General features: G+C 51.4%; 13 protein-coding genes. 11 read left to right on the top strand and 2 right to left on the bottom strand.

The window, feature by feature from the left end:
* Positions 1-50 precede the first annotated feature (50 nt).
* Positions 51-476: a DUF6157 family protein gene (locus ABD851_RS14520; protein ID WP_344980541.1), complete on the bottom strand. Its 426-nt coding sequence runs from the start codon at positions 474-476 to the stop codon at positions 51-53.
* A gap of 79 nt (positions 477-555) precedes the next feature.
* Positions 556-1,305: a GntR family transcriptional regulator gene (locus ABD851_RS14515; protein WP_344980539.1), complete on the bottom strand. Its 750-nt coding sequence runs from the start codon at positions 1,303-1,305 to the stop codon at positions 556-558.
* Between the two features lie 856 nt (positions 1,306-2,161).
* Here ABD851_RS14515 and ABD851_RS14510 point away from each other — a divergent pair.
* The 11 genes from ABD851_RS14510 to ABD851_RS14460 all read left to right on the top strand — a co-directional run bounded on the left by ABD851_RS14510 (position 2,162) and on the right by ABD851_RS14460 (position 23,028).
* The gene (locus ABD851_RS14510; RefSeq protein WP_344980536.1) at positions 2,162-5,197 is read left to right on the top strand and encodes a SusC/RagA family TonB-linked outer membrane protein; all 3,036 of its coding nucleotides are present in this window, start codon (positions 2,162-2,164) and stop codon (positions 5,195-5,197) included.
* 18 nt (positions 5,198-5,215) lie between these two features.
* Positions 5,216-6,964 (top strand): RagB/SusD family nutrient uptake outer membrane protein, encoded by a 1,749-nt coding sequence (locus ABD851_RS14505; RefSeq protein ID WP_344980534.1) that lies wholly within the window; start codon positions 5,216-5,218, stop codon positions 6,962-6,964.
* Positions 6,965-7,050: 86 nt separating this feature from the next.
* Complete coding sequence (locus tag ABD851_RS14500; RefSeq protein ID WP_344980532.1) at positions 7,051-8,049, top strand: metallophosphoesterase; 999 nt, start codon at positions 7,051-7,053, stop codon at positions 8,047-8,049.
* A 39-nt stretch (positions 8,050-8,088) separates the two neighbouring features.
* Positions 8,089-9,822, top strand: coding sequence for a glycoside hydrolase family 99-like domain-containing protein (locus ABD851_RS14495; RefSeq protein ID WP_344980530.1), 1,734 nt, complete (start codon positions 8,089-8,091; stop codon positions 9,820-9,822).
* Positions 9,823-9,899: 77 nt separating this feature from the next.
* Positions 9,900-11,123 (top strand): MFS transporter, encoded by a 1,224-nt coding sequence (locus ABD851_RS14490; protein WP_344980527.1) that lies wholly within the window; start codon positions 9,900-9,902, stop codon positions 11,121-11,123.
* 58 nt (positions 11,124-11,181) lie between these two features.
* Positions 11,182-12,669 carry an L-fucose/L-arabinose isomerase family protein gene (locus tag ABD851_RS14485; RefSeq protein WP_344980525.1) on the top strand — a complete coding sequence of 496 codons (1,488 nt, stop codon included), beginning with the start codon at positions 11,182-11,184 and terminating at the stop codon, positions 12,667-12,669.
* A gap of 98 nt (positions 12,670-12,767) precedes the next feature.
* Complete coding sequence (locus tag ABD851_RS14480; protein WP_344980523.1) at positions 12,768-16,016, top strand: SusC/RagA family TonB-linked outer membrane protein; 3,249 nt, start codon at positions 12,768-12,770, stop codon at positions 16,014-16,016.
* A 10-nt stretch (positions 16,017-16,026) separates the two neighbouring features.
* Positions 16,027-17,916, top strand: coding sequence for a RagB/SusD family nutrient uptake outer membrane protein (locus ABD851_RS14475; protein WP_344980521.1), 1,890 nt, complete (start codon positions 16,027-16,029; stop codon positions 17,914-17,916).
* Between the two features lie 58 nt (positions 17,917-17,974).
* Positions 17,975-19,162: a DUF5000 domain-containing lipoprotein gene (locus ABD851_RS14470; RefSeq protein ID WP_344980519.1), complete on the top strand. Its 1,188-nt coding sequence runs from the start codon at positions 17,975-17,977 to the stop codon at positions 19,160-19,162.
* Between the two features lie 30 nt (positions 19,163-19,192).
* Positions 19,193-20,431 carry a DUF4998 domain-containing protein gene (locus ABD851_RS14465; protein WP_344980517.1) on the top strand — a complete coding sequence of 413 codons (1,239 nt, stop codon included), beginning with the start codon at positions 19,193-19,195 and terminating at the stop codon, positions 20,429-20,431.
* Between the two features lie 56 nt (positions 20,432-20,487).
* Complete coding sequence (locus tag ABD851_RS14460) at positions 20,488-23,028, top strand: hypothetical protein (protein ID WP_344980515.1); 2,541 nt, start codon at positions 20,488-20,490, stop codon at positions 23,026-23,028.
* The last annotated feature ends 135 nt before the right edge of the window (positions 23,029-23,163 follow it).

The raw sequence follows: 23,163 nt of genomic DNA, 5'->3' as shown, positions 1-23,163 counted from the left end.
TCCCGTTTAAGGCGGGACCTTTTTTATATCAGCTGTTAAAGGGAGCCCGGCTATCGGCCCGCTTTCTTTGAACGCATCGCCTTTACGACCTGCAGCTTCTTATCCCGCAGGAAAGCCCGGTATTCGGGCGTCTCCATACCATACAAAGCTACCCGTCCCTGCTCGTCGCTATGAATACCCCAGCCGTATCGCTTGGCGAGCGGAGAGCAACGGAGACAGGGCTGTCCCTTCGCAAAAAAAATCCCGCGCTCTGTTTTCAGACTATCGCCGGAAAGCCCGTTACGGACCGCATGTACCTCGAAGACCACATCGTCGGAAGTGAACCGGTAAGGATGATCATAGATCAGCTCGAACTGGATCGTGGCGACTGATCTGGCAGCTCCCCGTTCGGGAGGCATTTCCCCCCGGGAAGCGGGACAGTCTTCCGCCACCGCAATAAGGGTATTGAAATAATTTGTCGTATGAACCTTCTCCATGCTTCGATGCTTTTTAATCGATTACTCCTGCTCAATTTACATTATTCCCGGAAAATGCCCACCTTATTATAACACGGCATTACAGCTCGGGATGAGCAATAATGGCAAACTTGTACTTATCTCCCCGGTAGTAGGAACGTTCGATCTCTACCACCTTTCCTCCTTTGGTAACGATGGATGAATCCAGGATAAAAATGGGTATCGGCTCCCGGGTATCGAAATTATTGTCCGGCGCGCCGGGCTGAAGGATATCCGCGCTGAGGGTCTGCTTGACATCGGTTATCTTCAGATAATATTCATCCTCATAAAGCTTGAAGTAGGACTTTTCCGTGGACGTCATGTGTATCTTGGGACAAAGCTCCAGCGAGATGTACTTTACCTCGTCTTTCATGAGTACGTCATCCGCATAGCGCAACTGATGGATCTTCAGCACAGACCCCTGGATGATAAAATGCTGTCCGTTGATCTCCGAAGAAATGCCGTCCTGCAGGACGGTCTTTTCCAGGATAATGTTCCGCGGGGTAAATCCTTCCGCCTCCAGGCTCTCATTAAAACCGCGGCGGGTACTGCCGATAGATCCCAGCACGCGCAGCAGCTGATGGTCCCGGGTACGATTCACCACAAAGGTCCCCTTCCCCTTTATCCTTCTGCCCCAACCTTTCAGCTCGATCTCCAACAGGCTCTTACGGGCCGTGGTATTGCTTACGCGGTAGCTATGAATAATCTCATTTTCGGAAGGTACCTTATCGCCCGGCTGTAGCTCCCCGGACGCGATCTTCGCAATGATATCTTCCGATATCGCCAGGAATTTCGGTTGCTGTTTTTTCATCTTATACGGATAGGGTTTGAATGCAAACGCATAAAGTTAAATACTCTATAGGAAAACCGGATTGTTTTCCCCGAAACACCCTCCTTTAAAAGCATCCATCGTCCTGAAAAACCATTCCGTCGCTCTTAAAAATAAAATTTGTTTTGTTAAAAAAAACTGTTTTCTTTGTCATGATTAACTTAGAGCGTTAACTATTATGAGACCATCCTCGCTACGCAAGATCATTCTTGCCATGCCCTCGTCAGCTCCGGGGTGAACCTGATGCCCGGAAATGGGCGAAGGAAGGCGCTTCCCGGACACAGCAAACCCTTTACCCGCTGGCATATCATAAGATACTCCGGAAGCGGCCGTATTTCATATGACCACGATGCTGTCCGTCCACAAACGCCGGATCACCCACTATACCACTATCATCAACCATACTTTGAGGAGCAAACGCTTCCTCCTCACCGGAAAAGTTATCTCAAATTGAAACAAACATAGTGCGTAAGGATATAATCAATAGCGCCGGCTATTAATGATTGATGATCACCGAGCCACCGGCATGCTTCGCCGGCACAGGGACAACGCCCGGAAAAGCTCATAAAATGTTAATTATAGCATAAAATTGCCGTAATACTACCGCGATAACTTTGCCGCCTGATTGACCGTTTTTCTTACCATAAAAAACACCTTTATGTTTGACATGAGAAAAATTATACACAAGCACAAAATCTGGGTTCATGCTTTAACCCTCTCACTGGTATGCAACGTTTTAGCGTTAAGCCTGCACGCGCAGGCGTCTTATGCCAGCAACGACGTACAGGCTTCCAAAAACATTGTTCCATCTCATTCCGCTCCTCAGGAATCATCCACGATGAATCTGGTCGCGGCAGTCCCCATTACCGGGGCGGTAAAAGATGAACTGGGTAACCCGTTATCCGGGGTAACGGTTCAGGTCTTAGGTAAAAATGTGGGGACCATTACCGATGACAACGGGCATTTCAGCCTGGAAGCGTCCTCCTCGGACTCTTTACAATTCACCTATATCGGTTATCAGACGAAGCATATCATCGTCGGCACTGAAACCCGTATAGACGTCACGCTGGAAGCGAATGCGGGCAGCCTGAACCAGGTGGAGATCGTTGCTTTCGGCGAACAGAAAAAGGCTACCGTTACAGGAGCCATTGCATCGATCGGCACCGCGGAATTGAAGCAAAGTCCCTCGGCCAACCTAAAAGTATCCCTGGCTGGCCGGCTCCCGGGGTTGACAGTCATTCAAAACGGCGGGGAACCCGGCGTGGATCAAACGCAATTATACTTACGGGGCAGGGGAACGCTGAACGGACAGGCACCTTTGGTCCTGGTAGACGGAATTGAGCGCGACATCAGCTATCTCGACCCCAATGAAGTAAAGAATGTCACCATATTAAAAGACGCTTCGGCAACGGCACTTTTCGGGGTTAAGGGCGCCAATGGGGTCGTACTGGTTACTACGAGAAGAGGGGAAGCCGGAAAGCCGGAAATCAGCTTAACGCAGGAGTTTGGCATCCAGAGTTTTACAAAAACCCCTGACGACGTGGATGCCTATACCTGGGCCCAGTTGAAAAATGAAGCATGGCGTAATGACAATCCGGGTGCGGCCCCCAATGACCCCACCAACCAGCCCCCCTACTCTGCCGATGCGCTACAGCATTTTAAATCGCAGGATAATCCCCAGGCCTACCCGGACCATAACTGGCTTCAGGAGCTTACTCATAAGTATGTTCCTATGGAACGCGTGAACCTGAATATGTCCGGCGGGGGAGGGTTTGCCCGTTATTTTGTAAACGTAGGCTACCTGTACCAGGGCGGATTATGGAAAACGGATCCGGACCTGGACTACGATGCCCGGGCCTTCCTGAGAAGATACAGCTTCCGGGCTAATATTGATGCTACCCTGGATAAAAAGAAAACCCTTACTACCTTTTTAAATGTGGCCGGGTATCTGGATGATCAAAACAAACCGGGTAAGGACAACTACGGAAACGGCGGCACTTATGCCTTGCTGAATACGCTGTTCCAGAAATGGCCTTCCGTACAACCGGGCCCAACGACACCCGATGGAGAGGTACTGATCGGAGACGGAAATTATGGACAAAGTCCCTGGGCGATGATCAACAGAACCGGATACCAAAAAAATACCGGGGATAATGTTACGGCAACCTGGGGATTGGAAAAGGACTTTAGCAGTCTCACCAAAGGATTGACCGCCCGGTTTGTAGGATCATTTGATACCAGAACAGTCTATAGCCTTTCCGCCAGAAGGGATTACGAGAGATGGGTACAGTTTATTGATCCCAACACACCCGCCGCGAACGGAGGCGACAGCGTCATGTATCTACAAACGATGACCAATTTTATCAATACGCCGCTTTCCACGAGCACAAGTGCTACGTTCCAATCCCATACACAATTGCAATTCTTTCTGAATTATGCCCGGGACTTTGGAAAACATGCGGTCACAGGCATGTTAATGGCCAATCAGGAAAGCTGGATAAGAAATGGTGAAAGATTGCCTTTTCATCTACGCGGCCTGGCCACAAGGTTAACCTATGGATATGATGAGCGTTACAACATAGAATTTGATGCCGGATACAACGGTTCGGAACAGTTCAGAAAGGGTAACCGGTATGGTCTATTCCCTGCTATTTCAGCTGGCTGGGTAGCCTCCAACGAAAGCTTTCTCAAGGGAAATAAAGCCATTAGCTTTTTAAAACTAAGAGGTTCCTACGGTATTGTGGGTAATGATCAGCTGGGCGATCAGCGGTTTTTGTACCTGGATGATATAAGCGTGGGCACCGGTGGATTTACCAGCAATCTCGGAGAAGGACATGTAGTAAATGAGGATTACCTGGGAAACCCGGATCTTAAATGGGAAATTGCAAAGAAGGGTAATATAGGCCTTGAGCTGGGGCTCTTTGATCAACTGAATCTGACGGTTGATCTGTTTACAGAAAGACGGAATAATGTATTGATCAACCGGGGGACCATACCCACTTTGATCGGACAACCGAGTAGTTCCCTGCCACCTATTAACCTGGGGAGAATTGAAAATCACGGCTATGAAATCAACCTGAAATACGAGAAGATCATCAGTCATGATTTTACCGTTCTCGCCAACCTCAATTACAACTATGCCAGAAACAAAATATTATTTGTAGACGAAGCGCCCAAACCGGATGATTATGCCTATCGCTATCGTATGACCGGATATGAAATCGGACAGATCTGGGGATACATTACAAATGACGGATATTACCAAAGCCAGGAGCAAATAGATAACTCAGGCCTGGATTTTGAAATCGGCAAAACTCCGCGCCCCGGCGATCTCATCATCAAAGATCTAAATGGAGACAAAGTCATTGATGAGAAGGATATCGCACCGATCAGGCACAGTACAGTTCCAAGGCACACCTGGGGCGCCGCACTCTCTGTCAACTACAAGGGATTTGACTTGTCCGCTTTGTTCCAGGGACATTTCGACGTAGGCAGCGGAACAAACAGCTTCGCCTGGGAATGGTATGACTTCCGGGACTACCATAAAAATGCCTGGACGGCAGAACGTGCGGCAAACGGAGAAAAAGTCACTTTCCCGGCGTTAAGTCAAACCCAGTCCTTCAGCGAATTCGGAAATACCTTCTTTGCTGAAAATACCAGTTATGTCCGGTTGAAGAGCCTTGAAATCGGCTACACCCTGCCGGAACGTCTTTCCAGAAAGTTAGGCACCAGCCATATCAGAATTTATCTCAACGGGCTAAACCTCTTCACCTGGGATAAGATGAAATTTAATTCTTACGATCCGGAACTGGCCAGCCAGGATACGTATCCGATTCAGCGGATCTTTAATTCGGGGATTAACATCAACTTCTAATTCTTAATTGTCTATATCATGAACCGTATCAGAAAATCTATTATACTGACGATAGCTGCAGCATTATGGCTCGCCAGCTGTAAAAACGACAAATACCTGGACATAACCCCCGATGGCAGGGTTAGTTTGAATGACGTATTCACCGATGCTCAAAACACAGAATCCTATCTGAACACTGTCTATAATTACCTTCCTTTTGGCGGAATTTATTATCATTATTATGAGTTTCTGGCCGCCTTTACGGATGATGCGCAGAGTAGCGATGCCCCTACCCAGGCCGGGTTTGCCGCAACCGAGTGGTACAGCGGATCGCTGACCCCTTCTAAAAACCCGCTTTATACCGGCAACTACCCAACAAACAATGGAAATCGATACGAAAGAAACTGGGAAGGCATCCGCAAGGTAAACACCTTCCTGGCCAATATCGATAAAGCCGCTGTAAAGAACGAGTCGAACAGGGCAAGCATGAAGGCTGAAGCAAGAGTATTACGGGCATTCTTCTATTCACGGTTGATCAGGAAGTACGGAGGCATGCCCATTATCAAGGAGCCGCTCAGCCCGGAATACGATTTCAGCACCTTAAAGAGAAATACCTTTCAGGAATGTGTTGACTTTATCGTGGAGGATTGTAACGCAGCACTCGCCGAAGCCAATTTCACCTGGAGGAGAGTTTCCACTGCCGATGCCGGCAGAATGACAAAAGCCGTGGCCGAGGCTCTTAAAACCCAGGTTACCCTTTATGCCGCCAGCCCGCTTTGGAACAAAACAAATGATGCAGCCCTTTGGCAAAAAGCCGCCGTAACTGCCAAAACCGCGTTGGAGGACCTGCTGGCTAACGGCTATCAACTGTATAATAACTATGGAGAATTTTTTGAGAACTCTCCCGATGATGGCGCTAATCCCAAAGACAAAGAGACAATTCTGGTAAGCCGGGCCTTTGGAGCACAATACCCCCTTAATATGCTTGTACTCCGAATGGCTTCCGTATTAAATGCCGACAAGGCCGGGTCCTGCCCCACGCAGGAATTGGTAGATACTTATGATATGGATAATGGTGAAATGGCCATAACCGGATATTCCGACGCAGATCATATGCATCCTATCATCAATCCTGCCTCAGGCTATGATGATGCCAACCCGTATGTACACAGAGATCCCCGCTTTTATGCGACCGTATGGTATAACAATGCCTATTACGGGAAGGTTAACGGGGCCGATTACTACATCGGGGCTTATAAAGGAGGAAATGTAGGCATTTCCAACACCAGGCAAAGAACGCATACCGGATATTATCTTAGAAAATACAAAGCTCCGGAGGATCAGTCCAATAATTCCGGAAATGAGTCCTTCCGGTTCATCAGACTTGCCGAAGTTTATCTGAGCTATGCAGAAGCAGAAAATGAAGCAGTGGGTCCGGACCAAAATGTCTACAGCGCTATTAACGCGATCCGGCGGCGGGTCGGAATGCCTGACCTGCCTGCCGGTTTAAGCAAGGATGATATGAGAGAACGTATTCGCCGGGAACGCCGCGTTGAAATGCCTTATGAAGAAATACGCTTTTATGACGAGCGGAGGTGGAAGATCCTGGACAAATCGGAAAAAGTTACCACCGGAATGTCCTGGACCAAAAATGCCGACGGCACCTTCAGCAATGAACGCATCGTCGTAGACAGGCGGAAAACATGGGAAGACAAGTACCTGATTTTACCCATTCCGCTGGATGAAATAAATAAGATGCCGTCTTTTGAGCAGAATCCGGGATGGTAATTATTTATTTTTCTATACCCAATTGCCCGATGCGACTTAATTTTAAATATTTCGTAACGCAAATCTCAAAGTCATAAAAATAAATCATGAAATCGAGTAACCTCTCCTGCAACCTAAAAAAGGCCATAGTAACGGGTATGCTGGCCTGCCCGTTCACCTATTCCTTCGGACAGAAGTTCACCATCCCTGTATTTCCGGATACGCAAACCGAGATAAGCAAGGATCCCGAAATGCTTTTTAGCCAGGTAAACTGGATAAAAGAGCATAAAGACAGCCTGCATATTCCTATTGCCCTGCATGTGGGCGATGTGGTTGACTTTAATAATCACAGCCAATGGGAATATGCCAGCGAAGCTTTTGATATCCTGGATGAGGCCGGCGTACCTTATGCCATAACCGTCGGAAATCACGACACCCATGCCATAGGCTTGCACTCCGGCAGCGCTGCGCCCGGGAATGTAAATGCCAACTTGAGAAATACGGATAAGTTCAATTCTTATTTCCCCATTTATCGATTTAAAAAACAAAGAGGCCGGTTTGAAGAAAATAAAAGTGACAATGCCTATTATACTTTCAGGGCAGGCGGATTGGACTGGCTTGTACTGACATTGGAGTTCACCTCCAGACGGGACCCGATCAACTGGGCCGATGAAGTGGTTGCCAGCCATCCCAGTTTTAATGTCATTATCGTCACGCACTACTTTTTGAATCCTGACGGGAGCATCGGACAACGAAACGCCGGCTATGGAAACCTGAGTCCCCAGGAGATCAACGATTTCCTTGTAAAAAAATACCCTAACATCCTGATGGTGCTGAGTGGGCATGTAGATGGCAGCGCCTGGCATGTAGAGAAAGGAGACAAGGGCAATAACGTCTATGAAATCTTGCAGGATTTCCAGGGAAAGAAATATGGCATGGGCGGCGGATATCTGAGGTTGCTCGAAATCGACACCCAGGCAAAATCCATATCCGCTAAAATATATTCGCCCTATCATGATAAAGAAATGGGCGGGACATCTACCTTCTCATTCTCCAATGTCGATTTTATAACCAAATTCCCGACCGGAGAAGCATTAAATGACTAAGAAAACGGCTTGTGGAAAGTGGGACACAAAAAATATATTATGAAAACCAACAGAAAAACAAAAGTCTGTTCCATCCTGAACATCCTGCTCATGTTCACCTGCCTCAGCATATACGGACAGGATATGACCGGACAGAAAGCAGGCAGCAGCGATATCGTTTTGGGCGCCTATTATTTCGATGGCTGGACCGGGACCACATTCCATATAACAGACAAGCTAAAAAGCCAGTATCCGGTCCGGGAACCCATATGGGGCTGGGCGACAAGCACCCAGCCGATCGTGGACGCTCAGATCAGCAAAGCAGCTGAGGCCGGTCTCGGCTTTTTTGCATTTGACTGGTATTTCAAAGACGGCACCGATAACTATCCGTTGAACCATGCCCTCAGCCTGTATCGCTCATCCCCCAATAAAGACCGGCTCCAATTCTGTCTGATGGTTGCTAACCATAATCCATATTATATCCAACCTGACAATTGGGGAGATGTTTCTCAAATATGGTTGAAGCTCTTTAAAGACAAACAATATTTAAAAGTGGACGGAAAGCCGCTGCTGATATTTTTCGAGGTTTCGTCACTCGTTGACAAATTCGGCTCAACCGAGGCCGTCAAAAAAGCATTTGCTCAACTAAAAGAGGCCTCAATCAAAGCAGGGCTGAAAGGGGTTTCCATTGCCGCTTGCGTTTACAATAATGCAGCAAACCTCCATCAGGCAGAAGCTTGTGGATTTGACGTTTTAACCGGGTACAATTATCATAGCGACGGACTGGCAAAAGACCGGGAAGTGACGCCTATTGACAGCATGAGCACTGCAGAAGTCCGGGTATGGAATGGAATTAAAACCAAATCTCATTTGCCCTACATGCCATGTATTACTTTGAATTGGGACCCGAGACCCTGGAGAGCCGACACGGTGAAAGTACCCCGTTTTTCGGGTTATTCCATGTCATCGGTTTATCATGCGGTCCATGCTGCCAGAAAGTGGATAAGCGAAAATACACAGCGGACGCCCAGGGAAAAGATTGCGGTGATGTATGCGTGGAATGAGAACGGAGAAGGCGGATGGCTGACACCATCAAAGATAGCAGGAGACAGTCTGCTGTCCGGCGTCAAAAAGTCACTCTCTTTCTCCCTTAAGGCAAACGGCCAAACCAATAACATCCGGGATGTTCGCAATGTCCTGATCTTGGGGAATAGCATAACGAGACATGCGCCGAGTCCGGGATTGGGATGGTTCGGAGATTGGGGCATGGCGGCCAGTGAAAAGGAAAAGGACTATGTGCATGATCTAATAAGAAGATTTAAGGAAGTAAATCCTTCGGTGCACTTTCATATCAAAACCATTGTTGATTTTGAAAGATCATACTGGAATTATGATTTTTCGGCTTTGGACAGCCTGGCAATGATAAAGCCGGATCTGATCATTCTGCATATAGGAGAAAATGTCCCCTCAAAAAAGCTCGGGGAAAAGCCGTTTGGCCCTTATTATGGCAAATTGCTGCATTTCTTTATCTCGGGGAATACGGATGTTAAAATTATCTGCACGTCTTCCTTTTGGAGCTGGGAGCAGCAACAGAAGATAAGCGATATAATAGAAAGGGAAGCGCATAAAGAGAATTGTTTTTTCGTAAGGATAGACCAGCTATCCTCTGATTCTTCTGCTATGGCCATTGGAAAATTTAAAAACCACGGCGTTGCGATACATCCTTCGGATGCAGGTATGAAGGCCATGGCAGATCTGATTTGGCAAAAAATAAGCGATGTCTATATAAAATAAAAAGTACCGCCCTAAAATTTTGTTTTGTTAAAAGAATTGACTTTCTTTGCAGCAATCAACTTAGTGCGTTAAGCATAATGAATCCATCCCTGCTGCGAAAGGTCATTCTTGCCATGCTCTTCATCACGACCGGACTGAGCTTCCTGGACAGACAGGTGCTGTCCGTGGCCATCCTGAAGATGCAGCAGGAATTCACCATCACGGACATACAATACGGATTTGTCAATACCGCCTTCCTGGTCAGCTATGCGATCATGTTTTCCGTCAGCGGGCGGCTCATCGATAAAATGGGCAGCACGCTGGGGCTGGCTATATCGGTAGGGATATGGTCGCTGGCGAACATCCTGCACGGCACTGTCACGACGGTTTACCAGCTGATTGCTTTCCGTTTTCTCCTGGGAGCCGGGGAAGGAGGATGTTTCCCCGGCGCGGCAAAGGTCGTAGCCGAATGGTTCGATGAAAGGCGGCGCGCCCTGGCCAATGGGATCGCCATCGGCGGCTCTGCTATCGGAGCCGTTATCGCCCCTCCCCTTACCATCTGGATGACCGCCGCCATGGGCTGGCAGGCAGGCTTTGTGTTGCCGGGATTGGTCGGATTAATCTGGGTGGGCGGCTGGTTGCTGCTCCTGCGCCGCCGGCAGGGAAGCGCTGTCCGGCAATCGTCGGCCTCATCCCCGCTTCCCTCCCTGGGAACGCTGCTGCAGAACCGCCGTGTCTGGATATTTATACTGATCCGCTTTCTGCTGGATCCGGTGCTGTACTTTATCATGTTCTGGGCGCCCAAATACCTGTCCTCCCAGCGGGGGGCCTCTTTTGAAGCGGTAGGAAAGCTCTTCTGGATACCTTTCCTGGCGCTGGGGATCTCCAATATATTCGGAGGCTGGCTTTCCGACAGGCTGATCCGCAGCGGTATGACCACGGGACGGGCACGGAAAACCATCATGGGAGCCGCGGCGGCGCTCACCATGGCGGCCCCGTTCATCGCCGTTGTTTCCACGGTGGAAGCGGCGGTCATCCTCATGGCCGTGATCCTGTTTGCCCACGGCTGCTGGATCACCAATTACATTACCGCCATCACCGACACCTTCGGGAGCAATGCCACTTCCACGGTCGTCGGGCTATCCGGCACCGCGGGCGCCGTTTCCAGCCTGCTGATCAATCCGCTGATGGGCGTGATCATCCAAAACAGCGGATACCGGCCGCTCTGGATAGGCTGCGGATGTATGTATCCCCTGGGCTTCCTGCTGCTGGCATTTTTTATCCGGAATACACGGCAGCGGGCTACGGTTCCGGCTGTTTAATTTTTTTTTATTTATCAAAACATAGTGCGTAAAGTTTAAAATAAAAAACGGTAAGAAGATGAAAACTCCCCTTGTCATGGATGACATACAGGTACCCTTTAACAGTATTCACAGCCCCCGGCGCGGGGCGAGGATCGGTATATTCGGAGTGGGATACCATAAATACTGGAAACAGTTCGACGGACTCAAGGAGCAGTTGCTGGAAAAGCAGGCCAGGTTGCTGAAAAAGCTGAGCAGCCTGCCGGCAGATTTCCTGGATTTCGGGCTGATAGACCATGTCACAGCCGCCTATGATCTCGTTCCCCGCCTGAAAGCCGCCGACCTGGACCTTGTGTTTTGCGACATGCTTACCTATGCCACCTCAGATACTTTCGGGATCATCATCAGGAGCCTCGACATACCGGTGGTCCTGGTAGCATTGCAGCCGGATATGGCGCTGGACTATGAAAAGGCCTCCACACACCTGCAACTCTACAACGACGATATCTGCGCCCTCCCGGAATTTGCCGGCGTGGCCGTGCGGATGGGAAAGCAGGTGCCCCATATGGTCATCGGCACGCTGGAAAACGATGAAGCCGCAGAAAAGGAGCTCGAAGCATATTGCCGGATCGCTGCCGTGCTGGGGGGTCTGAAACGGGGGCGCATCGGCCATATCGGGCATCCGATTGACGCCATGCTCGATATGCATACCGACGCTACAATGCTCACCGCCCATTTCGGGACCCATATCGTGCAATGCGAAGCACACGAAATCCTGGCCCAGTACCGGAAGGTAAGTCCGGAGGAACAGGAAGAGGCCAGCCGGCGTATTCTTTCCTTCTTTGATACCCCGGATCCCGTTTCGGACCCGATCTCTGAAAAGCTGCAGGACCGGGACCTGGCTGTCGCCGCGCGCACCACGGTTGCCCTGGAAAAATTCGTACAGGAAAAAAAACTCGACGGGCTGGCCTATTATTATGAAGGAGACGAAAACAGCGATATCCGTCTCATCATGACCAACCTGATCGTCGGAAATTCCCTGCTGACGAGTAAAGGTTTTCCGATGTGCGGCGAGTCCGATCTGAAGACCTGCATTGCCCTGTTTATCATGGATCGCCTGGGCATCGGCGGCAGCTTTGCCGAATTCCATCCCGTGGATTTCAGGGAAGGCTTTGTCCTCGTCGGACATGACGGACCGCACAATATCGCCATAGCAGAAGGGCGGCCCGTGCTGCGGAGCCTGAAGAAATACCACGGAAAACCGGGATTCGGCGCGAGCGTGGAGTTCAAGATCAAGGAAGGTCCGATCACCATGCTCAGCATCAGCTCCACCTTCGAGGGAAAGTTCAAGTTTATCATCGCGGAAGGCGAATCGGTGAAAGGCCCTATCCCGCCTACGGGCAATACCAATACCCGGGGCTTCTTCAAGCCGGATGTAAGGACCTTTCTTCAGAGCTGGATCAAAGAAGGCCCCACGCATCATTTTGCATTGGGCACCGGACATCATGCCGATACCATTGCTAAGATAGCCGGCTATCTGAATATTGAAGCGGTCATCGTGCATTGACTTCGCTGAAAGCCTGTCCTCCGGGTTGCAGGCGGTTACGCTTATGGATTACCCATCCGTTCACAAGCAGGTCTTATCCGCTAACAAACCGTTCAAGTATGAAGAAAAAAAACAAGACATCCTCTTCTGCTTCGATAAGGAATCGGGCAATCCGGGGACTGTTGATCCCTGCGATGTCGCTGTGCCTTATCTGCTGTCTTGCGGGGATCAGCCCCGCCGCATCGCTACCCGCCGGGAACCACGCCGGATTGCCGGAGGCGGCATACCACAGGTTGCCAAACAAAGAAATCCGGGGCACTGTAACCGACAGTTCAGGCGCTCCCCTGCCGGGTGTGACGGTATCCGTAAAAAACGACCCTTCCGTCGCGACCTCTACCGACCTGAACGGGAAATATATCCTTGACGTTCCCGATAACGCGGTCATCCTTTTCAGCATGGTGGGCTTTGACCGGCAGGAGGTTTCCGTAAGCGGGCGGGAGATCATCAATATCACCCTGATGCCATCTTCCAACCAGCTGAACGATGTGGTGGTCGTGGCTTTCGGCACACAGAAAAAGCAGGAGGTCGTAGGCGCCATGACCTCCATCAGCCCGAAAGAGCTGAAGATTCCGGCAAGCAACCTTACCACAGCCCTGGCCGGAAGACTGGCCGGCGTGATCGCCTATCAGCGCAGCGGCGAACCGGGCGCGGACAATGCGGACTTCTTTATCCGCGGGGTGACCACCTTCGGATATAAGAAGGATCCGCTGATCCTCATCGATGGGATCGAGCTCTCTTCGACAGATCTGGCCCGCCTGCAAGTGGACGACATCGCCAGCTTTTCCATCATGAAAGATGCCACAGCCACGGCGCTCTACGGCGCACGGGGAGCAAACGGCGTGATCCTCATCACCACCAAAGAAGGGGTGGAAGGCAAAGCCCGGGTTTCTGTCAGGATAGAAAATTCCGTATCTGCGCCCACCAGGAACGTGGAGTTCGCCGATCCGGTGACCTATATGAACCTGGCCAATGAAGCCGTGCTCACCCGGGATCCGCTGGGCGTCCTGCTCTATCCCCAAAGCAAGATCGACAATACCCTTGCCGGCACAAACCCCTATGCCTATCCGGCCACAGATTGGCGAAAGGCGCTCTTCAAGGATTACACCATGAACCAGCGGGTCAACTTCAATGTATCCGGCGGCGGAAAGGTAGCCCGCTATTACCTGGCCGCCACGCTCAATCAGGATAACGGCGTGCTGAAGGTGGATGACCGTAACAATTTCAACAGCAACATCAATCTGAAAACCTATGAGCTGCGGTCCAACGTCAATATCAATCTTACCAAAACTACCGAAGCAGGGATCCGGCTTTACGGCACTTTCGACGATTACACCGGACCGATCAGCGGCGGAACAGATATGTACAGAAAAGTGATGAGAGCCAATCCCGTGTTGTTCCCGGCCTATTTCCCGGCAGATGAACAACATCGCTATGTTCAGCATATCATGTTCGGCAATGCTGCCGACGGCAACTATCTCAATCCTTATGCAGAAATGGTGAAAGGATATAAGGATTATACCAAAACGCTGGTGCTGGCGCAGTTTGAGCTAAAGCAGGACCTCTCCTTCGTCACCAAAGGATTATCCCTGAACGGCATCTTTAATACCACGCGGCAGGCTTACTTCGGCGTAGCCCGTTCCTATAAGCCCTTCTGGTACCAGACGGGAGGATACGACAAGCTTACCGACACCTATACGATCAGCTTACTCAATGAAAACGAAGGAACCGAATACCTGGACTATAACGAGGATCCCAAACAGGTGAACGCAACCACCTATATCCAGGCATCAGCCAACTACACCCGGACATTCTCCGATAAGCACGACATCAGCGGAATGCTGGTATTCCTGCTGAACAACCAGGTGGAAGCCAACGTCTCCAGTCTTCAGGCCTCGCTTCCGCACCGCAACATCGGCGTATCCGGCCGTTTTTCGTACTCCTATAACAACCGGTATTTCGGAGAATTTGATTTCGGATACAACGGCTCAGAACGCTTTTATGAAGACAAGCGTTTCGGGTTCTTCCCTTCCGTGGGCGCAGCCTGGTATGTCTCCAATGAAAGCTTCTGGGAACCCTACAAAAAAGTGATATCCAATCTCAAAATAAGGGCTACCTACGGTCTGGTCGGGAATGATGCGGTCGGGGATCCGCAGGATCGCTTCTTTTACCTTTCCGACGTGAACATGAACGATGCTGCCAGGGGATCTGTATTTGGTACCGACAACCGCTATGCCCGGAACGGCATCTTCGTGAACCGTTACGGCAACAGCGACATTACCTGGGAAACAGCTACCAAAACCAACCTGGGTCTGGAAGTCGGCATTTTTGACCAGGTCAATGTTCAGGTAGACCTCTACCAGGAGCATCGCCGGAATATCCTGATGACCCGCGCTTATATCCCGATGACCCTCGGCGTATCCGGCACCTCCGACATAAAAGCCAATATCGGGGAAGCGGCCGGCAAAGGGATAGACGTCTCTGCCGACTACAACAAATATTTCGGCAAATATTTCTGGCTCCAGGCCCGGGCCAATTTCACCTATGCCACCAGCAAGTTCGAGGTATATGAAGAGCCGGACTATGCGGAAAAATATCTTTCGCACAAAGGCTGGCCCCTCACCCAGCAGTGGGGATATATTGCAGAACGTCTCTTTGCCGACGATGACGAAGTTGCCAATTCTCCTTTACAGGGTTTCGGGGAATACGGAGCGGGGGACATCAAATACCGCGACCTGAACGGCGATGGCCAGATCACTTCGCTGGACCGGATGGCGATCGGCTATCCCTCCACACCCGAAATTGTCTACGGCTTCGGCATATCTGTGGGATATAAGTCCTTCGACCTCTCCTGTTTCTTCCAGGGACTGGCGAGGGAATCCTTCTGGATCGATCCCGAAGCGACAGCGCCTTTCGTGGCTTACCGGTACAGCAGCGATGAGCTGCCGGGTACTTTGCTTCAAAACCAGCTGCTGAAAGCCTATGCGGACGATCATTGGTCCGAGGATCACCGCAATCTGTATGCGCTCTGGCCCCGGCTGAGTACCCGGACGATCGCCAACAATACCCAGACCAGCACCTGGTTCATGCGGAACGGGGCTTTTCTGCGGCTGAAGACCGTCGAGCTGGGCTATACCCTGCCTCAGCGCCTCACCCAAAAAATACACCTCGAGAAAACCCGGTTTTATCTGAGCGGTATCAATTTACTCACCTTCAGCCATTTCAAGCTTTGGGATGTGGAAATGGGCGGCAACGGCCTGGGCTACCCCGTACAACGGGTAACCAACATCGGTGTTCAGGTTTCCTTCTAAAAACAATGACATGAAAAACATAAAATACTGCTTCTTCACCTTATGGGGCCTTTTATGCTCCTGTCATTATCTGGATATCGTGCCGGACAATGTGGCCACCGTGGAATACGCTTTCAGGATGCGCAGCACGGCAGAACAATACTTGTTCACCTGCTATCATTACCAGCCTCATTTTGCCGACCCTTATAATTATCCGGCCTTTCTGGGGGGAGATGAGATCTGGAGCAATCCCTTTGACGTAAACACTCCCAAGCTGAACTGGCAGATCGGCATGGGATTTCAGAATGTCGTAAACCCCTACTGCAACTTCTGGGGAGGCGGCCAGGGCGGAACGGATCTCTTTTTGGCCATACGGACCTGCAATACCTTTCTCGACAATATCGGGGCGGTTCCCGACATGAACGACTTTGAGAAAAAACGGTGGGCCGCAGAAGCTAAATTCCTGAAGGCCTATTACCACTTCTTCCTGCTGAGGATGTACGGCCCCATCCCCATCATCGATAAGAACCTGCCCATATCCAGCGGACCCGAAGCGGTAAAGGTATACCGCGAGCCGGTAGATTCCTGCGTCAATTACATCGCAGCCCTGCTGGACGAGGCGGCGGCTGATCTCCCGGACGCCATCACCAACGAGGTCTCGGAACAGGGCCGGGCCACCCGGCCTGCAGCGCTGGCCATCAAAGCGAGACTCCTTATGATGGCGGCCAGCCCCCTGTTCAACGGGAATACGGACTATAGCAACATGGTGGATAAAAGAGGCCTGCCGCTGTTCAGCGCCACAGCAGACCCTGCCAAATGGCAGAGAGCGGCAGACGCCTGCAAAGCCGCCATTGATGCCTGTCAGGCCGCAGGCAAGGCCCTGTACTATTACCAGCCGGCGGCGTTTGTACCGGCCAATATATCGGAGACGACAAAAACCGAGATGAGCATCCGCAATGCGTTCTGTGAAAAATGGAACCCCGAGATCATCTGGGCCAGCACCGATAATATGGCCTCTACCGTACAAAGAGAGTCCCTGGCATGGCTGTACAGCAGCGATATCCAGCAAACGGTACGCTCTACTTTCTCTCCTCCGCTTAAAATGGCAGAGCTCTTTTATTCCAGCAACGGCGTTCCCATTTCGGAAGACAAGACCTGGGATTACGACAACCGGTACGGTCTCAGAAAGGCCGTTCACAGCGAGGAGCTTTATATCAAGGAAGGATATACCACCGCCGTGCTCAACTTCGACCGGGAGCCGCGGTTTTATGCGGATCTGGGATTCGACGGAGGAAGATGGTACGGACAAGGCAGATACAGCGATACCGATAACGTATACGTGGCGGCCAAATTCGGCCAAACCGCCAACAACCACGCCTGGAGCTTTTCCATTACAGGCTATTGGCCCAAGAAGCTGGTGAATTACCTGGATGTCTCCAACGCCCAGGAGGTAACCGTGGAAGCATATCCCTGGCCGGTCATACGGCTGGGAGACCTCTATCTGCTCTATGCAGAAGCCCTCAATGAAGTAAACGGACCGGGGGCGGAAACCTTTAAATGGATCGATCTGGTGCGCCAACGGGCCGGCCTGAAGTCCGTAGCGGAATCATGGTCACTGTATTCCAAACGGCCGGATGCTTATCAAACTCAGACGGGTCTGCGAAAGATCATCCACCAGGAGCGTCTGATCGAAATGGCCTTTGAAGGCCAACGCTTCTGGGATCTGAGAAGATGGAAAGAAGCCCAGCAAACCCTGAGCCAGCCGGTACGCGGATGGAACTATACCGGAAAAGACGAGGAAAACTATTACCAGGTCAGGGTGCTGTTCAACCCGATCTTCAAAAAACGGGACTATTTGTGGCCCATAAAAGAAAGCGAGACGGTCACCAATAACAACCTGCTGCAAAACCCCGACTGGTAACCGGCAATGCCGTAAGAAAAATATCCTTTCGTCTATACGATCATTATAAACTGCCGATATGAAATATCTATCATTTCTGATACCGATCCTGCTGCCGACCCTGCTGTCCGGATGCAAAGAAGAAAAGCTGGGACCTTTTAAGGAGGGAGGCCCTGCGCCTGAGCCCGTCTCAGGAGTGCATGTTAGTCCCCGACACGGCGGAGCAAAGCTCACCTATACCCTTCCGCAGGATCCCCATCTTTTTTATGTGAAGGCCGAATATGAAATCCGGCCCGGTAAAACGCTGGAAAAGATACAGACCTTTTATAACAATACGCTGACCCTGGAAGGCTTTGGCGATACCCTGGAACACGAGGTCAGGCTATACAGCGTCAGCCGCGGAGATATCAGATCGGAGCCGGTCATTGTAAAGGTAAAACCGCTTAGCCCTCCGGTACTGGAGGCATTTAAATCCTTAACGATGCAGGCGGATTTCGGAGGCGTGACGGTACATTTTGAAAACGAGGATTCGGGCAATATTGTGATCAGCGTGCTGACCAAAGACTCCGTGGGAGAGACCACCACCGCCGATATCTTTTATACCAGCCTGAGATCCGGACAGTTTTCCGTACGGGGCTTCGCTGCCGAGAAAAGATGGTTCGGCCTGTGCATCCGCGACCGCTGGGACAACCGTTCCGACACCCTGACTGGCGAGCTGACGCCCCTGTTTGAACAGAAGCTGGACAAAAAGAAGTTTAAGTCCCTTGTATTGACAACAGACGCCGTAGCGGCTTCCGCCACCGTGCAGATGAGCAACCTCTGGGATGATGTAACCGCCTATCCCCAGTTTTTCCGGACGGCGACAGGGTCCGGCATACCGCACTGGTTCACCATGGACCTCGGCACTACCGCCAAGCTGAGCCGCTACGTGATGATTCAGCGTGGCGCCTTTGATGAAAATACCCTGCTGTATTCGGCCGGGGATCCGAAGCTGTGGGAGGTCTGGGGAAGCAACCAGCCGGCGCCCGACGGCAGCTGGGAAGGCTGGACGAAGCTCGCCGACTGTGAATCTGTAAAGCCCTCCGGATCCGGAATAGGGCAGAACACCAATGACGATATTGCCAAAGCCCGGGCCGGTCAGGAGTTCAGCTTTCCGCTGGATGCACCACCGGTGAGGTATATACGAATCAAGATGCTGCAGACCTGGGGAAATTCGGACTATATGTGGATGTCCGAGCTCACCTTTTACGGACAGCCGCAACAGTAACCCATACCGCTACGCTAAATCATTATTATCATGGCATACCATTATATCCGCTGCTTTGTCCTCCCGACCTTCCTCTGCTGCCTGCTTTGGTCCTGCAGCAAGATGGACGAAAGCTACCGCCCCCTCCGGGATAAGGGAGAAATCAACTATCCGGGGAAGGCGGATTCCATCATCGTTTATCCCGGACAGAACCGGGTCAGATTATCCTGGATCCTGCGTGCCGATCCGAATGTGGTTAGCTGCCGGATATTCTGGAATAACGGCAGGGATTCGGTTGATCTCCCCGTTGAACGGACACACGCGCAGGATACCCTCAGCATCGTCATAAAAGATCTGGAAGAAGGCAATTATGTCTTCGAGGTATATACCTACGACGATAAAGACAATGTATCGGTAAAAACATCGGCAGACGGACGGGTATACGGAGCGTCTTATACCGACGGCCTGACAGACCGGCGGCTGCTCAGCGCCCTGAAGGTAAACGGGAAAACAAAACTGCTCTGGGCCGCATCCCCGGAAACATCCCTCGGTACGGAAGTCCGGTACACCGATCAGGCAGGGGCAACCCATACCCGCTTTATCCCACCCTCAGACAGCATCAGCAGATGGGAAGGCTATCCCGGCGGCGACACCCTGCAATACCGAACGCTGTATATGCCGGAAGTCCTGTCCATCGATACCTTTTTCACCGCGTATAACACCATAACCGTACAACAGGCCGTTCCCGAAAAGCTGGACCCCGCCACCTTCAGGGAATTCACGCTTCCGACCGATGCCCAGCCCCTCAGCGGCACCAAAGTGTCCAACCTGTGGAACGGCGTGCTCGCCGGCAAAGTAAATAACGTTATACAATGGTATCGTACAGTGGATGGTTCCGGCATACCGCACTGGTTTTCCTTCGACATGGGCATGACCGCCAGCATCACCGGCATGCTGACATGGCAGCGGGGAACGCTGGACGAGCCCACCCTCCTTTATGCCAACGGGAATCCCAGAAAATGGGAAATATGGGGCAGCAATGATCCGGCTCCCGACGGCAGCTGGACCGGCTGGACCAAGCTTGCAGACGGCGAATCTGTGAAGCCTTCCGGCCTTCCGCAGGGTCAGACGACACCGGAAGACATCGAACATGCCAGGGACGGCGAAGCAACCGTTTTCCCGGAAAACACGCCGGCAGTGAGATATATCAGAATAAAAATCCTGGAAACCTGGGCCCGAACCGATTATATGTTCATGAGTGAAATTGAATTGCAGGGCATTGCCGAATAATAAGCACAGAAAGGGCAAACATGATTGCTTAGTTTTGAAAGATAAAGACAAATAACATGCAGCATAACCGCCTCGTCTTTTATACCGCCCTTGTCTGTTTGCTGGGATATTTTCCGGCAACCGCACAACGGCCCGGAAGCGCCAACACCGCTTTCCTGAAAGGAGATCCTTTTCACAATATCACCCTGGAGGTCTCGCTCAAGCCCTTCAAGAAAAATGATAAGGCTTATATCAGAAAGACCGCGGAAGAGATGTTCACACAGTGGTTTTCCCTGCTCCGTCATACCGATACCGTATCCATCATGCTCTGGACCGCCGACGGCTCCGAGATACTGGACTATTCCGGCAACCTCAGTCAGCATCTCGAATGGGCAAGATATATCGGTAATCCCAACACAGGCCGGCCCGTGGGCTCGGGCCCGAAAACGCTTTCCCTGCACGAAAGGGCTTACTACTACATGGAGCATCCGCCCGAATTCACCTATGGTGATCTTAAATACATCATCTCCGTCCTGAAAGAAACCGGGCGGGCCATCACCGGTAAGCCCATTAGGGTAGGCGCCACTTTCGACCCGGGGCCTGAATTTGCCAAATCCCCTTTCAAGTATGAACGGCATCGTGAGATACTGGGCGGGAGCGCTATGGGTAAGAGCACCTTTGTCAGCTGCTACTCCGTCTTACATGCAGATACGGTACGCTATGCCGGATTCCCCCGGGGCATCCCCGACAACACACCGTTCGGCACCTTCTTCGGGCGGCAAAGCCGGCATTTCCTGCAAGACCTCGGATACGATTATCTATGGCTGAGCAACGGGTTCGGATTTGGCGTGGAAGGCTGGTCATCCACGGGAGCCGTGTTTACGGGGAAAGGCTTTCTGCCGGAGAAGCTCGGTCCGACGCGGGCCAGGATCATGCAGTTCTGGAACCTGTTCCGCCGGGAGTGTCCCGGCTTTCCCATCCAGACGCGGGGTACCAACCTGTCTACCGGGATCGACCTGGCGAGGGACGGTGTCGATCTGAAAGGCATTTACGAAGGGGGATATGACATCCTGCCTCCGCCCAATTCACCTTGGGCAGCGCTCGACGGCGACTTCGGGCTGGAAATGGTCGGTTATATGTCCCGGATAGCGCAGCTGCCGGACAACCGGTTTCTTTTCCGCTATTACACTCATGATCCCTGGTGGCTGAACAGCCCCTGGCTGGACCGATACGGCCGGGAACCTCACGATATCTACCTGCCGATGTCGGTATCCCGTATCGACAGCGCAGGCAAAATAGGCGTGCCCACACACCTGAACTTCCTTTCCATCGATAACTCTTACGGAGAAATGCCCACGCAGGTTCCCGATGAAGTGATCCCGCATATCCTCAAAGCGCGGTACGACGAGCCGACAGCGCCCGGTCCGCTGGTCTGGGTTTATCCGTTTGACGAATATCACCGGTGGGCTTACCATTCGCCGGAAAGGCTTCCGGAAGTCTATTACGGGGATTGGTTTATCCGGCAAGCGATCAACAACGGCTTCCCGCTGAACACGGTTGTTTCCACCACGGCTTTTCAGAGGGTATCGGAACGGCAACCCCGGTATTTCAGGGAATCGATCCTGGTATCGGTGGCGCCGGATGCCGGCAGTGCGCTCGAGCAGGACCTTATCCGCTATGTAAAAAACGGCGGCCGGCTTATCGTCTACGGACCGGCAGATCGTACCGGACCGGCTTTCCGGGAGCTTCTCAACCTGAAAAACGTCGATCCCCTGGAAGGCCGCTTCAGGCTGTCCACTACACTGAACGAAGATGAGCTGGAATCAAAATATCCGGACAGCATACTTCATCGTTCCCTTTTTTGCGGGGGAGGTATAAGCACCCTCATAAAGGATACCGCAGACCCTTATACGAAGCTGGTTGCAAAGATGGAGCAAAACGGAAAGATCCGTCATGCGGTCTGGACAAGAAAGGATCCTTCCTGGAACGGAGGCAGGGTCGTCTATGTCAGAGGCACTAACTCCGCCAGCTTCCTGGGGGGCAAACTACTCCTGCCGGACAACCCGAAAAAATGGTTCCCGGGCGCTGTATATCTGCGGTACGTACTCGGCGAATTCGGCATCGACTACGGGATCGCAAAAAAGGATCCGCAGGTGAAGAGCCCTATTATGACGGTTTCCCGGAACGATAACGGATTTTTCTTTTCGGGTTACGTGCCCAATACCACAGTCCGGCAGTCATTTAAATTTCCCCAGGGCGCGCCGCTGCTGACCGGATTCCAAACCGAGCTGAAGGAAGGGCGGTCTGTTTATTACCTGCCTACGGCATGGCACCGCGAATGCCGGATATTCGTACAACAACCCGCAGGCATGCTCTCCTGTAAAGAGCTGCATTCGGGAGAGATCGGCATCAGCAGGAGATTCCAGGTAACAGGCCTTGATCATGCCACGGTAGTCATCTATCCGCCTGCCGATATTACAAAGGACAAGCTGCGGGTCTATCTGAATGCAGGATACCCCTGGAAAACGGGGAAAAAGGAGTTTATCCCGGGCGAAAGCAGCTATGGAAAAAGTTATGAAGCGAAAGATGTGACCGGCACCCTTACGGTGGCCTGGTAACGGAAGCCCTGCATCAGATGGAGAGTTTTTCAGCAGGTGTTATATTTGTTCTTAACGCGTTGTGCTATTAACGGGTGATTATTTATGGGAATAACAAATATGTATATAGTTATGAAATAAAAAATGTTGTGCAGT

Source organism: Compostibacter hankyongensis, assembly GCF_039541075.1.
Taxonomy (GTDB): Bacteria; Bacteroidota; Bacteroidia; order Chitinophagales; family Chitinophagaceae; genus Compostibacter; species Compostibacter hankyongensis.
The sequence above is the reverse complement of the archived record's forward strand: the minus strand, read 5'-3'. Positions and strand labels throughout refer to the sequence as shown.

Excerpts from the sequence above, each read along its gene's own strand:
- ABD851_RS14520 (WP_344980541.1), bottom strand. The coding sequence starts at position 476 with ATGGAGAAGGTTCATACGACAAATTATTTCAATACCCTTATTGCGGTG.
- ABD851_RS14515 (WP_344980539.1), bottom strand. The coding sequence starts at position 1,305 with ATGAAAAAACAGCAACCGAAATTCCTGGCGATATCGGAAGATATCATT.
- ABD851_RS14510 (WP_344980536.1), top strand. The coding sequence starts at position 2,162 with ATGAATCTGGTCGCGGCAGTCCCCATTACCGGGGCGGTAAAAGATGAA.
- ABD851_RS14505 (WP_344980534.1), top strand. The coding sequence starts at position 5,216 with ATGAACCGTATCAGAAAATCTATTATACTGACGATAGCTGCAGCATTA.
- ABD851_RS14500 (WP_344980532.1), top strand. The coding sequence starts at position 7,051 with ATGAAATCGAGTAACCTCTCCTGCAACCTAAAAAAGGCCATAGTAACG.
- ABD851_RS14495 (WP_344980530.1), top strand. The coding sequence starts at position 8,089 with ATGAAAACCAACAGAAAAACAAAAGTCTGTTCCATCCTGAACATCCTG.
- ABD851_RS14490 (WP_344980527.1), top strand. The coding sequence starts at position 9,900 with ATGAATCCATCCCTGCTGCGAAAGGTCATTCTTGCCATGCTCTTCATC.
- ABD851_RS14485 (WP_344980525.1), top strand. The coding sequence starts at position 11,182 with ATGAAAACTCCCCTTGTCATGGATGACATACAGGTACCCTTTAACAGT.
- ABD851_RS14480 (WP_344980523.1), top strand. The coding sequence starts at position 12,768 with ATGAAGAAAAAAAACAAGACATCCTCTTCTGCTTCGATAAGGAATCGG.
- ABD851_RS14475 (WP_344980521.1), top strand. The coding sequence starts at position 16,027 with ATGAAAAACATAAAATACTGCTTCTTCACCTTATGGGGCCTTTTATGC.
- ABD851_RS14470 (WP_344980519.1), top strand. The coding sequence starts at position 17,975 with ATGAAATATCTATCATTTCTGATACCGATCCTGCTGCCGACCCTGCTG.
- ABD851_RS14465 (WP_344980517.1), top strand. The coding sequence starts at position 19,193 with ATGGCATACCATTATATCCGCTGCTTTGTCCTCCCGACCTTCCTCTGC.
- ABD851_RS14460 (WP_344980515.1), top strand. The coding sequence starts at position 20,488 with ATGCAGCATAACCGCCTCGTCTTTTATACCGCCCTTGTCTGTTTGCTG.